Here is a 17893-nt window from a genome sequence, read left to right as displayed (position 1 = left end):
TTTCACATGGAAATAACATAGAACTGTATTGAGTTAAACAGCGTCCCCCTAAGTAAAATGAATTATTTTTCAACAAGGTGATCATCTCTCTGTGCTGTGTCATTATTTTATCGTAAATAAATGTTATCCTTGTAATCGAAGAACAACACATTTTTCCTAACTAAATAGAGGTATTTTTATGACAACCGGGCAAGTTCATCCGTTTAGGTTGCGCCCACTTGAACGTGAAGATTTAGCATTCATTCACCAGCTTGATAATAATGCCAGTGTTATGCGTTATTGGTTTGAAGAACCTTACGAAGCTTTTGTTGAATTAAGCGATCTTTACGATAAACATATTCATGACCAGTCTGAACGCCGCTTTATCGTTGAAAATGACAGTGAGAAAGTTGGCCTAGTCGAATTGGTAGAGATTGATTATATTCACCGACGCTCTGAATTTCAGATTATCATTGCACCGAGCCATCAAGGGCATGGCTATGCGAGTCGCGCTGCGCAATTAGCAATGGACTACGCGTTTTCTGTACTAAACTTATATAAACTTTATCTTATTGTTGATAAAGAAAATGTCAAAGCTATCCATATTTATAATAAACTAGGCTTCCATACTGAAGGCGAACTGATCGACGAGTTCTTTGTCAATGGTCGTTATCACACCGCTATCCGTATGTGTATTTTTCAGCAGCAATATTTTACGATGAAACAGCAATCTGCTAATCCAGAAAGTGTTATTACCCAAGATAAAGCAATTAAACAACACATTTAGCTAACTGGCTGGTATCATAGCCACAAAGTAACAAGAGTCTAATATGGAGTTAGAATGTCCCAAGAACGTCTCTATCATGAAAAAGAGTTAAGCTGGCTGTCTTTTAACGAGCGTGTTTTACAAGAAGCAGCCGACAAGCGTAACCCTCTTATTGAGCGAATGCGTTTTTTGGGTATTTATTCCAATAATTTAGACGAGTTTTATAAAGTCCGCTTCGCCGACGTTAAACGCCGTATTTTAATTAATGAAGAACGGGGTTCGGCAAGCGGTGCTCGCCACTTGTTAAAAAGAATTCAGTCAAGAGTTGCCAAACAAGAACAAGAGTTCGATATTCTTTATAATGATTTGCTATTAGAAATGGCGCGCAATCAAATATTCTTGATTAACGAACGTCAAATTTCGCCTCGCCAACAGATTTGGTTACGTCAATATTTCCGGCAGAACCTGCGCCAGCATATTACGCCAATATTAATTAATCCTGACACCAATCTGGTTGAGTTTCTAAAAGATGACTACACGTACCTTGCCGTTGAAATCATCAATGGCAATCACATTCAGTATGCGCTATTGGAAATTCCTTCTGATAAAGTGCCTCGGTTTGTTAACTTACCGCCGGAAATGCCAAAACGTCGCAAGTCAATGATCCTAATTGATAATATCCTTCGCTATACACTGGATGAAATTTTCAAAGGCTTCTTTGATTACGATAAGCTTAATGCTTATTCGATGAAAATGACGCGTGATGCGGAGTATGACATCGCAACAGAGATGGAATCGAGCTTACTTGAGATAATGTCGTCCACATTGAAACAGCGTTTAACCGCAGAGCCCGTCCGTTTTGTCTATCAACGTGATATGCCTGACGAAATGGTTGCTCTTTTACGTGAAAAGCTGGGCTTATCCAGTGATGACTCTGTAATTGCTGGCGGTCGCTATCACAACTTTAAAGATTTTATTAACTTCCCAAATGAGGGAAATAAAAATTTATTAAACAAGCCGTTACCAAGGCTGCGTCATCGCTGGTTTGATAATTTCCGCAACGGTTTCGATGCCATTCGTGAACGCGATGTGCTGTTATATTATCCCTACTATACCTTTGAACATACTTTAGAATTATTGCGCCAAGCGTCTTTTGACCCGAATGTATTGTCGATAAAAATTAATATTTACCGTGTTGCAAAAGACTCACGCATTATCGATTCCGTTATCCATGCTGCCCATAATGGAAAAAAAGTCACTGTGGTCGTTGAGTTACAAGCTCGATTCGACGAAGCCGCCAATATTCATTGGGCAAAACGGTTAACCGAAGCCGGCGTGCATGTTATTTTCTCCGCGCCAGGGCTTAAAATCCATGCGAAATTGTTTATTATCTCGCGCATGGAAGAAGGTCAAATCGTTCGCTACGCTCATATTGGTACGGGTAATTTTAATGAGAAAACCGCTCGGCTTTATACCGATTACTCGCTACTCACAGCAAATGAGCTAATCACTAACGAAGTTCGTCGGGTATTTAGTTTTATAGAAAATCCCTATCGCCCAGTGACTTTCGATAATTTAATGGTGTCCCCACAAAATACACGGATTCGTTTAATGGCCTTAATTGACCAAGAAATCGAAAATGCACTCGCTGAACGCCCCAGTGGCATCACATTAAAAATTAATAATTTAGTCGACAAAGAATTGACCGACAAACTGTATGATGCCTCCAATGCAGGTGTCAAAATTCGCTTGTTAGTCAGGGGGATGTGCTCTTTAGTGGCGGGTCAAGCTGGCTACAGTGAAAATATTCAGGTAACCAGTATTGTTGACCGTTTTCTTGAGCATGACCGTGTCTATGTTTTCACCAATGCGGGTGACGAAAAAGTCTTTATTTCCTCCGCTGACTGGATGACACGCAATATTGACTACCGCATTGAAGTTGCCGTTAGCTTAGTCGACCCGCATTTAAAACAACGGGTCTTGGATATTTTAGAGCTGCAATTTAGCGATACCGTAAAAGCACGTTATGTTGACAAAGATTTAAGTAATCATTATGTTCCCCGCGGAAATAAACGTAAAATCCAAGCCCAGCTTGCTGTGTATGATTATTTAAAATCAATCGAAACACCTGATACAAGAGCTTAAAAATATGCCAATAACCAACGCCTCAACACCGAGACCACAAGAAATTGCGGCTATAGATTTAGGCTCCAATAGTTTTCATATGGTCATTGCTCGTATTGTCAACGGTGCATTGCAAGTTCTCACTCGTTTGAAAAAACGTGTTCACCTTGCCGATGGCCTAAGTGATACCAATGAATTAAGTGAAGAAGCCATGGAACGTGGCCTTGCCTGCCTCGCGTTGTTTGCCGAACGGTTACAAGGATTTTCCCCTGAGAACGTGTGTATTGTTGGCACACACTCATTACGTGTCGCAACGAATGTGAAATTATTTTTGCAACGCGCAAAAGAAATCATGCCCTATCCTATTGAAATCATTTCAGGCCAAGAAGAGGCTCGATTGATTTTTATGGGCGTTGAACACACCCAACCCGAAAAAGGCCGCAAATTAGTACTTGATATCGGTGGTGGTTCAACTGAGTTAGTCATTGGTGAGAAGTTTGAACCGCTTTTGATTGAAAGCCGCCGTATGGGTTGTGTGAGCTTTGCTCGCACTTACTTCCCAAATGAAGAAATCAACCCTGAATTTTTTAATCGCGCCTACCTAGGGGCTTGCTTAAAATTAGAAAGCACTGCGATTTTATTTAAGAAACAAACTTGGGACGTCGCGATGGGTGCCTCGGGCACCATCAAAGCTGCTCATAGTGTAATACAAGAATTAGGCTATAAAGACGGTATTATCACCCGTGAACGCCTTATCGAAATCAAGCAAATGGCATTAAAATATAAGTCATTTAGCTCACTAAATATACTGGGCCTCTCTAATGAACGTAAACACGTATTTGTCCCAGGTTTAGCCATTTTACTTGCCGTCTTTGATTCATTAGAAATTAAAGAGTTACGTTTATCTGACGGTGCATTACGTGAAGGTGTTTTATATGAAATGGAAGGCCGCTTCCGTCACCAAGATATCCGTCAACGTACTGCATTAAGCCTTGCTGAGCATTATAATATTGATAGAGAGCAAGCGAAGCGTGTATTAAAAACGATGGAAGAGCTCTATTTCCAATGGGGGCAGCAAAACCCTAAACAACTCAATCCACAGTTAGAATCCATTTTAATATGGGCGGTTATGCTCCATGAAGTTGGCTTAAGTATTAATCATAGTGGTATGCACCGCCATTCTGCTTATATTTTGCAAAATACTAACTTACCGGGTTTCAACCAAGAACAGCAGTTATTGCTTGCCACATTAGTACGTAATCATCGTAGGGCTATTAAGTATGACGATATCCCTAAATTTAATTTATTTAAAAGAAAACAATTTATGCCGCTTATCCAAATTTTGCGGCTAGCCATTTTGTTAAATAATCAACGCCAATCTACAACAATCCCTTCTTCGTTACGGATAGAAACGGATGATGGGCACTGGACTATCTATTTACCATCTGAATATCTCGTGCAAAATGCATTGATGTTATTAGATTTAGAAAAGGAAAGTGGCTATTGGGAAGATGTTCCCGGTTGGTCGTTAACTATTTGCGCAGAAAATGAGTAATTTGCGGCCATTATTGTAGTGATTTGTTCTTATTATTCATCATTGATGACTTGAAAATCACCGCTTATTTGACTCAACTATTTGATATATTATTTAAATAGGCGACAATAATGATAATAAATTTCGTCCGCTCGCAGACGAATTCATAAAAAGCGCTTTTGCGCTGCTATTGCTTTAAGGATTAAAATGTCACAATCTGCTTTCTCAACCGATGCGGCGCCAACAGTCAACCCGCACTCTCAAAAACTGGCACATATTCGCCAGCAAATCCTGACGCTATTTTTAGATGACGAAGAGTTCGTCCATGCGCTTGTTGAAAATGATCAACACGTCAGTATTGATGACAAAGCAATTAGTGAAAAAATTAGTCTTGTAAAAGAATTGCTACTTGATTTACACACTGCGGATATCGCCGATATCTTAGAAATGCTCCCTTATGATGAGCGTCTCGCGTTATGGCGTCTTGTTGATAATAACGAACGTGGTGAAGTGTTAGTTGAGGCCTCGGTTTCTGTTTGGGATAGCCTAATTAAGGATATGTCTGACAGAGAACTACTGCGCGCCGTTGCCAACTTGCATGTTGACGAACAAGCTTATATTGCTGAGCATTTACCTCGTGACACCATGCGTCGGCTCCTCACCTATTTAGAACCTAGCCTGCGAAGCCGTATTCGCGAAGTTTTACAATATGCGAAAGATAGCGTCGGCCAAATGATGGATTTTGAATTCGTCACCGTACGCCCAAATGTGACGCTAAAAACGGTTCAACGTTATTTACGCCAACGGGGCAAGATCCCAGAAGCGACCGACAAAATTTTCGTTGTCGATAACAGTAATTATTTACAAGGTGAATTGCCTCTAACCACTATTTTAACGCAATCCCCTGAAAAAATAGTGGCCGATGTCATGAAGACTGACACAGTGACCTTCTTGCCTGATGAAAAAGGCGAAGACGCAGCGAGTGCGTTCGAACGTTATGACTTAATTTCTGCGGCTGTTGTTGATAACAACGGCCTACTAATGGGCCGCCTGACGGTTGAAGATATCGTTGATAACATTAGTGAAGAAAACGATAACAGTATTCGTCGTATGGGGGGGTTAAGCCCTGAAGAAGACGTTTTCGCCCCTGTCGGCCAAGCCGTTAAAACCCGTTGGACATGGCTAGCCATTAACCTATGTACCGCTTTTGTGGCTTCTCGTGTTATTGGGGTTTTTGAAGATACGATTTCCCAATTAGTCGCCCTTGCCACATTAATGCCTATTGTGGCAGGAATTGGCGGTAATACGGGAAACCAAACCATTACCATGATTGTTCGTGCCATTGCCCTGCACCAGATACAAAACAATAGTTTCTCTTTCTTAATGTTAAGGGAGCTTGGTGTCGCCTTTATTAATGGGGTTGTATGGGGAGGAATTATGGGTGTCGTCACTTACTTCCTTTATGGCGATATCGCTATGGGTGCAGTCATGACATTAGCGATGATCTTGAACCTACTGATGGCGGCTATTATGGGCGTGGTTATTCCACTCATTATGCTAAAACTGGGCAAGGACCCTGCTATCGGTTCTAGCGTGATGATCACCGCTATCACAGATACAGGTGGTTTCTTTATTTTCCTTGGCTTAGCCACTCTATTCCTCGTTTAAATTCGCTTTGCACGCGTCCTACTCTTAGATTAGGCGCGTGCAATTTACAAAACACTCACACCGACAGCAAAGCCCAGCTAAAAAACCAAAATTCTGCAAACAACCCTTTTATTTATCTATTAATTAAATGATTTTATAGTTATTTAGTTTATCTAGATTAATAAAGTTAATTATAACGAATAATATCTAGGTAATATTTACTTACCATAATTCAGTAAGAATTTATTAAATTAAATATAATTAACGCTATAACTCACTAATTTAAATATACGATATTCTGCAAAATTCATATTATTAACATCATATAAGGTTATTTATCATCACACCAAATCAATACGCTAACAAATCAAAACTAATTGGAATGTCATTCTTGTTTTTAGGGTTGAGGTTTACAGAATATAGAATTTCCTGCTATAAATATACTCATGCAAGAAAGATACTGTGTATTAAACTAAGTTATACCCATCCAACGTTTTATACCTCTTATCTGCACCAATAAAAATGATTAGCTCATTATTATGAGTCAATGCTTATTATTTTGAATTTATGCAATTTAGTATTACAGGTAGTTAGAAGGAAACTATAATGACACCGCAAACCGCCAGCCAGCCCTCTGCGAGACCTTTGGGCAAAGAAGACTATAAAACATTAGGCTTATCCTCTTTAGGGGGAACTCTTGAGTTTTATGACTTCGTTATCTTTGTTTTTTACGCAAAAATTATTTCCCAACTATTTTTCCCAGGGGATAACGAATTTCTCGCGCTAATGGCAACACTGGGTCTATTTGCAGCCGGTTACCTTGCTCGCCCTCTTGGTGGCATTATCATGGCTCATTTCGGGGATAAAATTGGCCGCAAGAAAATGTTTACCCTCAGTATTTTCTTAATGGCATTCCCAACGTTTGTTATTGGTTTCTTACCTACTTATGAAACCATTGGCGCTGCTGCTCCATTATTACTGCTGTTAATGCGTATTATGCAAGGTGCCGCGATTGGTGGTGAAATGCCAGGTGCATGGGTATTTATTGCAGAACATACACCAAAACAACGTTATGGTTTAGGTGTCGGTACACTGACTTCTGGGATCACCGGTGGTATTTTATTAGGCTCTATCGTCGCAATTATTATTGAGCGCTCTTATACCACAACTGAAATTCATGATTTTGCATGGCGTATTCCATTTATTCTTGGTGGTGTTTTTGGGTTTATCTCTGTGTATTTACGTCGTTTTTTACAAGAAACCCCGATATTTAAAGAACTGGCAGCCAAAAAGGCCTTGTCACAAGAATTACCCGTCAAAACCGTCATTAAGTCTCATAAACAAGCTTGTATGATCACTGCGGCACTGACGTGGTCATTATCAACCGCTATCGTTGTCACCATTTTGATGACACCAGATGTGGTGTTAAAAGGGATCTATAACATTGATAGGAATGTGGCATTGCAAGCTAACTGCGCGGCGACATTGACCTTAACATTAGGCTGTATCTTCTGGGGCTGGTTAGGAGATAAAACCGGAACTCGTACCTCAATGACTTTATCATGGGGTGGATTAGCCGTAACAGCAATTTACTTTTATTCGTCATTATCCAGTGATATTGCGGCGAGTACGTTAATTTTTAACTATGGCTTGATGGGCTTCTTTGTTGGCGCGATTGCAACCACTCCAATTATCAGTACACGCGCATTTCCACCTGAAATTCGCTATTCTGGTCTGTCATTCGCTTACAATGTGGCTTATGCAATTTTTGGTGGTTTAACACCAATATTAACTGGTGCTTGGTTGCAGCAATCTCACATGGCACCTGCCTATTATGTCGCTGGCGTCTCATTATTAGCGGTTGCTGTAGCCTTCATTCCTCTATCTTGGAAAGGTTGGACTGTCAATTCAGAGTCTTCAAACGAAAAATCTGCGGTCTTAAAAGCTTCTAGTTTATAAAATCGATTGCCCCCTATTTACTCAGGGGGCAATCTTAATTGTTACAAAATTATTCCCCCGCTCTCCCCCTTTACAAGCACTGAAGTATACAAGTACAGAAATTGACACTTATTCATATTTCCTCCATTTTTCTTTGTACCTATCACGTTAAACTACTAATATGTCTAACTGACTCTTTTTTGTTAGTTTTTTAGTATACAGCCTGACGGATCTCATCCACTTTTTTTGAGTTAAGCGAATTACCCAAAATGAATAAACAAAAACAACGTAAACCTTTTATTCGCTCTGCCATTTTTATTGCCATTATTGCGGTAGCTGGCGTTTCTTGGTACTTTTATCATCAAGAAAAACAATCAGATACACAATCTACTGGTACCGTAGCAAAACCAAACTCACAGCGAAGCGCGATGGGCCGCCCACCACGTGTGTTAGCCCCTGTGCAGTTTGCCGTTGCTGAACAAAAAGTCGTTCCGCGATTTTTATCAGGCTTAGGCACGGTGCAAGCGGCAAATGTTGTCACTGTAACCAGCCGTGTTGAAGGCCAGTTAATGCAGCTGTATTTTACCGAAGGGCAATATGTCAATAAGGGAGATTTATTGGCACAGATTGACCCTCGCCCATTTGAAGTTCAGCTATCACAAGCTGAGGGGCAATTAGCTAAAGACAAAGCAACGTTAGCTAATGCGCAATTAGATTTAGCGCGTTATCAAAAGCTTGCTGGCACTAAAGTGATTTCACAACAAGAGCTAGATAACCAAAAAGCGGCGGTATTACAGGCACAAGGCAGTATTAAAGTCGACCAAGCGGCTGTTGATAATGCCAAACTGCAATTAACCTACAGTAAAATTACTGCCCCCATCTCAGGGCGGGTTGGTTTAAAACAAGTTGATGTCGGAAACTTTATCTCTTCAGGAACCTCAACCCCTCTTGTTGTTATCACACAAACTCAACCCGCAGATGTCTTGTTTGCTTTACCTGAAGGTGATATTCCCGCGATCCAGCAAGCACAATCTTCCGGTGAAAAAGTATTGATTGAGGCTTGGGACAGAAACAATATCGCGCTAATCGCAAGCGGTGAGCTACTCAGTACCGATAACCAAATTGATGCTGCAACCGGCACTCTTAAAATAAAAGCGCGCTTTACCAATGAAGAAGAAAAGCTTTTTCCTAATCAATTTGTTAATGTAAAAATGCAAGTTGAAACGCTGCAAAATGCCGTGGTGATCCCAACCGCTGCACTGCAAATGGGCAACGAAGGTCACTATGTTTGGGTATTGAGTGATGATAATAAAGTCAGCAAACACAATGTGACCGTGGGGATGCAAGATAGCCAACAAGTCGTTATTGAAAGTGGGCTCGCAGCAAATACCAAAGTCATCACCGATGGTGTTGATAAACTCACCGATGGCACAACTGTCGAAGTCGTTACCGCTGAAAGCATCGCCAAAAAAGAGCCCCGCAAAGGTAAAGCCAATAGCGCGGAGAAAGCGTAATGCAGCCTGAAATGTTAAAAGGCGGTGGGCCTTCTCGTTTATTTATTTTGCGCCCTGTGGCTACCACATTATTCATGGTGGCTATATTACTTGCAGGGATCATCGGCTATCGCTTCTTACCTGTTTCAGCCCTGCCCGAAGTCGATTATCCGACGATTCAAGTTGTTACCCTTTACCCGGGAGCCAGCCCCGATGTGATGACCTCTGCAGTGACTGCGCCTTTGGAAACCCAGTTTGGGCAAATGTCGGGTCTTAAACAGATGTCATCGCAAAGTTCAGGAGGAGCATCAGTTATAACACTGATGTTCCAATTAACGTTGCCTCTAGAGGTTGCCGAACAAGAAGTCCAAGCAGCGATTAATTCCGCCAGTAGCTTACTGCCTTCGGATTTACCCTATCCTCCGATTTATAATAAGGTAAACCCTGCTGACCCGCCTGTACTCACCTTAGCGGTCACCTCTGATGCGATGCCATTAACGCAGGTACAGGATATTATTGAAACGCGAATTGCCCAGAAAATATCCCAAGTTAATGGAGTGGGTTTAGTCACCTTAGCCGGTGGTCAACGCCCTGCTGTTCGCGTGAATTTAAACCCACAAGCCATGGCAGCCAAAGGGCTGGATAGCGAAACCATCCGCCTAGCCATCAACAATGCTAACGTCAACTCCGCAAAAGGGAGTTTCGATGGGCCAACGCGAGCAGTGACGCTTTCTGCTAACGACCAAATGAAGTCACTTGACGACTATCGTCAGCTTATTGTGGCCTTCCAAAATGGTGCGCCTGTGCGTTTAGGCGATATTGCAACAATTGTACAAGGTGCTGAAAATGCCTATTTAGGGGCATGGGCAAATAATGAACAGGCGATTGTGATCAATGTGCAGCGGCAGCCCGGTGCTAACGTCATTGAAACCACAGATACCATTCGTACGCTGTTACCCGAATTAATTGAGAGCTTACCTAAATCGGTTAATGTCGATATTTTAACCGATAGAACCAGTACTATTCGAGCGTCCGTTAATGATGTACAGTTTGAGTTAATGTTAGCTATCGCCCTCGTTGTGATGGTGATTTATTTGTTTTTACGCAATGGAATTGCCACCTTAATACCGGGCATTGCCGTACCGCTGTCGCTCGTTGGTACCTTTGCAGTCATGTATTTTTGTGGTTTTTCTGTCAATAACCTCACCCTAATGGCATTAACCATCGCCACAGGTTTTGTGGTCGATGATGCAATAGTGGTGATTGAAAATATTTCCCGCTACTTAGAAAAAGGCGATAAGCCTCTGGTCGCTGCACTCAAAGGGGCGGGTGAAATCGGGTTTACCATTATCTCCCTCACCTTTTCTTTAGTTGCAGTGTTAATCCCGCTGTTATTTATGGGGGATATTGTCGGCCGGTTATTCCGCGAATTTGCCATTACCCTAGCCGTGGCTATTTTGATCTCCGCTGTCGTCTCTTTGACGTTAACGCCAATGATGTGTGCGCGTTTATTAAAACCAGAGTCGCAACATAAACATAACCGTTTTGAACTAGCGTGTGAGCGTTTCTTTGACCGTATGGTTGCTGGATACGCAATTTGGTTAAAACGTATTCTTAATCACCAATGGTTAACGCTTTCTGTGGCGCTAGGCACCATGGTGCTGACTGTTTTGCTGTATATGTGGATCCCAAAAGGGTTTTTCCCGTTGCAAGACAGTGGAATTATTCAGGGTTCAATTGAAAGCCGTCAATCTATTTCTTTTGCGGCCATGGCGCAAAAGCAACAGGAAGTCGCGTCAAAATTATTGGCAGACCCTGCGGTTGATAATGTCACCACTTATGTGGGGGTTGATGGTAGCAACCCAACATTAAACAATGCGCGTCTCCAAATTACCTTAAAGCCCCTTGATGAGCGTGAAGATAGAGTGGTGGCGATTATTGATCGTCTACAGCAATCCGTGGATAACATTGCCGGGGTGAATTTATATTTGCAGCCTATGCAAGATCTCACCATCGATACGCAAGTTGCACGCACACAGTATCAATTTACATTACAGGCCGGTTCACTAGAGGAATTAACCACTTGGGTTCCACGCTTGTTAGATGCCCTAGAGCAACAACCTGAACTCACCGATGTCAGTAGTGACTGGCAAAATAAAGGGTTAGTTGCTTATGTGAATGTTAACCGTGATACCGCAAGCCGTTTTGGTATCACAATGTCAGCCATTGATAACGCTTTATATAATGCATTTGGGCAGCGAATGGTTTCGACCATATACACACAGTCAAATCAATATCGTGTGATATTAGAACATGACACACAGACACGTGATGGTATGGATGCGCTGAATGATATTCGTCTAAAAGGCACTGATGGGGCCATTGTGCCACTAAGTACCTTGGTGAATATTCAAGAAGGCAATGGGCCATTAGCCATTAATCACCTCGACCAATTTCCCGCGGTGACATTCTCGTTTAATGTGGCGGATGGCGCTTCGCTTGAGTCAGCCGTCAATGCCGTGAAATTGGCCGAATCACAAATTGCTATGCCAAAATCCATTACCACACAATTCCAAGGGGCGACTTTAGCCTTTGAAGCTGCACTAAGCAGCACTATCTGGTTAATTGCAGCCGCAATTGTGGCGATGTATATCGTATTAGGCATTTTATATGAGAGCTTTATCCATCCGATTACGATTTTATCCACCTTACCGACTGCGGGGGTTGGCGCATTACTTGCTTTAATGATGGCAGGGAAAGACCTTGATGTTATTGCAGTCATCGGCATCATCTTATTAATTGGTATCGTGAAAAAGAACGCCATTATGATGATTGACTTTGCCCTTGCTGCAGAGCGTGAACAGGGAATGTCCCCTTATGATGCCATCTACCAAGCTTGCCTACTGCGTTTTCGCCCAATTTTAATGACCACCATGGCGGCATTACTAGGAGCCTTGCCATTAATGCTAAGTACAGGTGTCGGTGCAGAATTACGCCAACCATTAGGAATTTGTATGGTTGGTGGCTTAATTATGAGCCAAATCCTCACCTTATTTACCACACCGGTTATTTACTTATTGTTCGACCGTCTTTCTCATTATTTTAAAGACCGTCGCCAAGCGAAGAAGGCACAGGTGTCATAATGAAGCGCTTCTTTGCTCTATTTATTAGCCGCCCGGTAGCAACGACGCTGATTAGCGTTGCGATTACTTTGTGTGGTGCCCTGAGCTTTCTATTTTTACCCGTTTCTCCGTTGCCTCAAGTAGATTACCCTGTGATTAACGTGACAGCGTCACTTCCTGGGGCGTCACCGGAAACCATGGCGTCCTCTGTTGCGACACCTCTTGAACGCTCTTTAGGCAGTATTGCTGGGATCAGCGAAATGACCTCAAGCAGTGCGCTTGGGCGAACCACTATTACCCTTGAGTTTAATCTCGACAAAGACATTAATAACGCGGCTCGGGAAGTGCAAGCTGCGATTAATGCGGCGCAAAACCTGCTGCCCAGCGGTATGCCAAGCCGTCCACGTTATTACAAGTCTAACCCGTCTGATGCGCCAATTATGATTTTAACCATGACCTCAGAGACCATGGGTACTGGCGAAATTTATGATATTGCATCTACCCGTTTAGCCCAGCGAATTGCGCAAATTGAAGGGGTTAGTGAAGTTTCAGTTGGTGGCGGCTCGCTCCCTGCCGTACGGGTTGAGCTCAACCCAACCGCCCTATTTAACCAAGGGGTTTCCCTTGATGCCGTGCGCTCAGCCATTAGTAGTGCTAACGTTCGCCAACCGCAAGGCTATATCAATGATGACGAAAAACGTTATCAAGTACAGACTAATGATGAGTTAAAAAAAGCAGCCGATTATCGACCAATTATTGTTCATTACAGCCAAGGCAATGCTGTAAAGCTCAGCGATGTCGCCAATGTTAAAGATTCCATTGAAAACGTACGCGCTGCCGGTATGGCAGACGGTAAACCGGCTATTTTGATTGTCATTCGTCGTGAAGCTGGCGCCAATATTATTGAAACAGTGAACCGTATTCGTGCTGAATTGCCTGAATTCAATGACATGATCCCTGCCGCTATTGATTTAAAAGTGGCACAAGACAGAACACCGACCATTCGCGCGTCTCTAGCCGAAGTGGAACGTGCTCTACTGATTGCCGTTGCCTTGGTGATCCTCGTGGTGCTGCTGTTCTTACGCTCAGGTCGCGCTACTTTGATCCCTGCCGTTGCTGTCCCTGTCTCATTGATTGGGACTTTTACGGCCATGTATTTATGTGGCTTTAGTTTAAATAACTTGTCATTGATGGCATTAACGGTTGCGACGGGCTTTGTGGTTGATGATGCCATTGTCGTATTAGAAAATATCTCGCGTCATATCGAAAATGGTAAAAAACCGTTTATTGCGGCGGTTAAAGGCGTGCATGAAGTCGGCTTTACCGTCGTTTCCATGAGTATTTCCTTAGTGGCTGTTTTTATTCCGCTACTGCTTATGGATGGACTGGTCGGCCGTTTATTCCGCGAATTTGCCATTACCCTTGCAACCGCTATCGGTATTTCTTTGGTGATCTCATTAACGCTCACCCCTATGATGTGTGCTTACTTACTGAAGAAACGCCCTCGCAACGTCAAAGCCAAACATCGCGGGTTTGGACGTGTGTTGCTGCGCTTGCAAGAAAGTTATGGCATCGCTTTAAAATGGGTACTCGAACATCGCCGTAGTGTTCTCGCGGTGCTATTTGCCACAATCGGCTTAAACGTTTATCTGTATATTACCGTTCCGAAAACTTTCTTTCCTGAACAAGATACCGGCCGTGTGCTGGGCTTTGTTCGCGCAGACCAAAGTATTTCATTCCAGTCAATGAAAGAAAAAATGACCCGTTTTATGCAGCAAGTTAAAGCCGACCCAGCGACGGATAATGTCACCGGTTTTACTGGCGGTAGCCGGGTAAACAGCGGTTTTATGTATATCTCATTAAAACCACTGGGTGAACGTACTGAAAGTTCAGCTGAAGTCATTAATCGGTTACGCATGAAATTAGCCAATGAGCCAGGGGCTAACCTGTTTATGATGCCAGTACAAGATATTCGTGTGGGAGGTCGACAAGCCAATGCCAGCTATCAGTTTACGCTGCTTGCGGATGAGCTTTCTGCATTGCGTGACTGGGAACCCGCCATTCGTAAAGCACTCGGTGAATTGCCACAGCTGACAGATGTGAACTCAGATAAGGAAGACAAAGGCGCAGAAATGGCGATCACCTACGATAGGGACTTAATGGCCCAGCTAGGTATCGATGTCCGTGAAGCTAACAGTTTGCTTAACAACGCATTTGGCCAACGCCAAGTTTCCACCATTTATGAAGCGATGAACCAATATAAAGTAGTGATGGAAGTTGCTCCTGAATATACGCAAGATGTCAGTTCCCTCGACAAAATGTTTGTTATCAATAAAGATGGCGATGCTATCCCGCTGTCTTATTTTGCTCGTTGGCAGCCGGCGAATGCGCCATTAAGCGTGAACCACCAGGGGCTATCAGCTTCATCCACTATCGCATTTAATGTCGCTGACGGTTATACCTTAAATGATGCCATCGTCGAAATAGAAAAAACCATGACTGCGCTTGGCGTGCCATCTACAGTGCGAGGGTCTTTTGCAGGAACGGCACAAATATTCCAAGAAACTTTGCAATCACAATTATTTTTGATTTTAGCCGCTATTGTGACTGTCTATTTAGTCCTTGGGATTCTATATGAAAGTTATATTCACCCACTGACAATTTTATCAACTTTGCCTTCTGCTGGTGTCGGTGCATTATTAGCCCTTGAGTTATTTGACACACCATTTAGTTTAATCGCTTTAATCGGCATCATGCTATTAATTGGGATCGTCAAGAAGAACGCCATTATTATGGTGGATTTTGCTATTCAAGCACAAAGAACAGCGGGTTTAACCGCTCAAGAAGCCATTTTCCGTGCCAGTTTATTACGTTTTCGCCCTATTTTAATGACGACACTCGCCGCCATTTTTGGTGCGTTACCGTTAATGTTAGGTAGTGGTGATGGAGCAGAACTACGTCAACCTCTCGGGATCACCATTGTCGGTGGCTTAATAATGAGCCAATTGCTGACTTTATTTACCACTCCTGTTGTGTATTTAAGTTTTGATAGCTTAAGGCAACGTTGGCAGCGCAAAAAATCATTAACGCATAAGATTGTGGAGAATAACCATGAAGCTTAGGTTAAATAGCGTTAGTACTCGGCTTTTTTTAGCTATTTTTGCGACATGCTTATTGCTAGTGCTAATTATGCACCAAGGCGTGCGCATGAGTTTTCAACATGGCTTTATTGACTATATTAAAGAAAATGACCAACAACGCGTTGAGCAGGTTTCTTCCGCCCTTGCGGAACAATATGAAGAAATGGGGAATTGGCGGTTTTTGATTGGTAATGATCGCATTTTCTTTCGCATTCTGCGCTCTGTAGAACATCAACAGCATCGTGGCCCGATGCGACAGCGCTGGCGAACCATTTTTTGGGTTTATGATACACAGGACCGGCTAATTTTCGGGCAAGACACGCCCCTACCGAGCAAAGTTCTCCGTGAGCCTATTGTTACTAGCAATGGCGAAACCGTCGGTTGGCTCGTTGCCAGCTATGAAACGGGAATCAGCAGCGCCCTTGACCGCCGTTTTGATACCAAACAAATGTATACCAGTTGGATCATCGCAGGGCTGTCTTTATTTGTGGCTCTGATTGCCACATTGTTCCTTGCCCGTAGTTTTTTGAAACCCATCAAGCGGTTACTCGAAGGCACTAACCGGCTCGCCAATGGAGACTTTGCCACGCGGGTTCCTGAGTCTGGCCGCGATGAACTTGGGCAACTGGCTAAAGATTTTAACCATCTGGCCTCTACCCTTGAAAAAAACGAACAAATGCGGCGTGATTATATGGCGGATATTTCCCATGAGCTCCGCACGCCGTTGTCAGTTCTGCGAGGCGAATTAGAAGCGGTGCAAGATGGCGTCCGGCAAGCCACTCCCGAAACAATCAATTCCCTACTGAATGAAACTCAAACTTTAATTAAGCTGGTTAATGACCTCCACCAGCTCTCGTTATCGGATAGAGGCTCATTGGTCTATCGTATGCAACTTACCGATATCATTCCTTTAATTGAAATGGCGATAGGCCAAGCTCGCTGGCGGTTAGAAGACCAACAACTTTCAGTTGAACGGCAATTTATTGCACAAGGCAACGTGTTTGCAGACCCTGACCGCATCACTCAGTTATTCTATAACTTAATGGAAAACAGCTTACGCTATACAGACCCACAAGGTAAAATTGCCATTCAAGTCACACAAGACCACAACCAGCTCAGTATAATTTGGCAAGATAGCGCCCCGGGGCTGTCTGCTGAGCAATGCCAACATTTATTTGAACGTTTTTACCGTGCTGAAGGTTCTCGTAATCGCGCCAGTGGCGGTTCAGGTTTAGGGTTGGCCATTTGCTATAATATTGTTGAGGCTCACCATGGAACAATTTCCGCAGCACCGTCACCATTAGGTGGTGTCAAAATTACCATTAATTTACCGATTCAATTAAAAGACAAAGGTTTATGATCATGACTGAACAGAGCAATACCCCTATTTTGGTTGTGGAAGATGAACCCAAGCTAGGCCAACTGCTGTTCGATTACTTACAAGCTGCAAATTATCAACCCGCATTAATTGCACGGGGTGACCAAGTAATCGACTATGTTAAACAACATCAACCTGCACTCATTTTATTAGATTTAATGTTACCCGGTATGGACGGCATTTCAGTATGTCGTGAACTACGAAAATTCAGTGATGTTCCCATTATTATGGTGACAGCAAAAACCGAAGAAATTGACCGTTTATTAGGGTTAGAAATTGGGGCTGACGACTATATTTGTAAGCCTTTTAGCCCGCGAGAAGTCGTGGCTCGAGTCAAAACGATTTTACGCCGTTGCCAGCCAAATATGACAACTAGCAATAGCCAAACTAATAGCAATAATCAAACCAAGCTTATTATTGATGAAAATGCATTTCAAGTACGCTATGGCTCACAGTTACTTGAACTCACGCCCGCTGAATTTCGGCTACTCAAGTTTATGTCTGATAATGCAGGTATGGTGTTTTCTCGCGACCAGTTACTGGATATCTTATATGACGACCACCGCGTAGTAACGGACCGTACAATTGATAGTCACGTCAAAAATTTACGCCGTAAATTAGAGTCCCTCGATAACGAAAAAACCTTTATTCGTTCAATATATGGCCTCGGCTACCGTTGGGATGAATATTAAGCAATCAATAGACATACTATTCTTGTGGGATATTTGGTTTTTTTATCAAATAGGAGTAAAATCCTCATCCCTTAAAAACA

The 17893-nt window shown here is 42.8% G+C and carries 9 protein-coding genes and 1 pseudogene; all 10 read left to right on the top strand.

All coding sequences use genetic code 11. From position 1 onward, the window contains the following. The first annotated feature begins 178 nt into the window (after nucleotides 1-178). Entirely contained in the window at nucleotides 179-766 is a 588-nt protein-coding gene (gene speG, locus P3L40_RS10205) for a spermidine N1-acetyltransferase (protein ID WP_004253538.1), read from the top strand. 54 nt (nucleotides 767-820) lie between these two features. Continuing rightward, nucleotides 821-2890, top strand: coding sequence for a polyphosphate kinase 1 (gene ppk1, locus P3L40_RS10200; RefSeq protein WP_210853162.1), 2070 nt, complete (start codon nucleotides 821-823; stop codon nucleotides 2888-2890). A 4-nt stretch (nucleotides 2891-2894) separates the two neighbouring features. Further along, a complete protein-coding gene (locus tag P3L40_RS10195; protein ID WP_004253535.1) occupies nucleotides 2895-4424 on the top strand; it encodes an exopolyphosphatase in 1530 nt (509 codons plus the stop codon). A 375-nt stretch (nucleotides 4425-4799) separates the two neighbouring features. After that, a pseudogene (mgtE, locus tag P3L40_RS10190) lies at nucleotides 4800-6071 on the top strand (magnesium transporter); the annotation flags it as partial. 585 nt (nucleotides 6072-6656) lie between these two features. Next, complete coding sequence (locus P3L40_RS10185) at nucleotides 6657-8009, top strand: MFS transporter (RefSeq protein WP_094960480.1); 1353 nt, start codon at nucleotides 6657-6659, stop codon at nucleotides 8007-8009. 248 nt (nucleotides 8010-8257) lie between these two features. Beyond that, nucleotides 8258-9502: an MdtA/MuxA family multidrug efflux RND transporter periplasmic adaptor subunit gene (locus tag P3L40_RS10180; RefSeq protein WP_094960479.1), complete on the top strand. Its 1245-nt coding sequence runs from the start codon at nucleotides 8258-8260 to the stop codon at nucleotides 9500-9502. After that, nucleotides 9502-12624, top strand: a complete 3123-nt coding sequence (locus P3L40_RS10175; RefSeq protein ID WP_144140702.1) for an MdtB/MuxB family multidrug efflux RND transporter permease subunit — start codon at nucleotides 9502-9504, stop codon at nucleotides 12622-12624. The genes P3L40_RS10180 and P3L40_RS10175 overlap by 1 nt, the downstream gene beginning before the upstream one ends. Continuing rightward, a complete protein-coding gene (mdtC, locus tag P3L40_RS10170) occupies nucleotides 12624-15725 on the top strand; it encodes a multidrug efflux RND transporter permease subunit MdtC (RefSeq protein WP_165879770.1) in 3102 nt (1033 codons plus the stop codon). Before P3L40_RS10175 ends, mdtC begins: the two co-directional genes overlap by 1 nt. Then, nucleotides 15715-17103 (top strand): two-component system sensor histidine kinase BaeS, encoded by a 1389-nt coding sequence (baeS, locus tag P3L40_RS10165; protein ID WP_004253515.1) that lies wholly within the window; start codon nucleotides 15715-15717, stop codon nucleotides 17101-17103. Before mdtC ends, baeS begins: the two co-directional genes overlap by 11 nt. A gap of 2 nt (nucleotides 17104-17105) precedes the next feature. Next, nucleotides 17106-17813 carry a two-component system response regulator BaeR gene (baeR, locus tag P3L40_RS10160; protein ID WP_172767103.1) on the top strand — a complete coding sequence of 236 codons (708 nt, stop codon included), beginning with the start codon at nucleotides 17106-17108 and terminating at the stop codon, nucleotides 17811-17813. The last annotated feature ends 80 nt before the right edge of the window (nucleotides 17814-17893 follow it).

This window comes from Providencia sp. PROV040 (assembly GCF_032706145.1).
GTDB lineage: Bacteria > Pseudomonadota > Gammaproteobacteria > Enterobacterales > Enterobacteriaceae > Providencia > Providencia hangzhouensis.
Note: the sequence above shows the minus strand (reverse complement) of the source record. Positions and strands in the feature narration are given on the sequence as shown.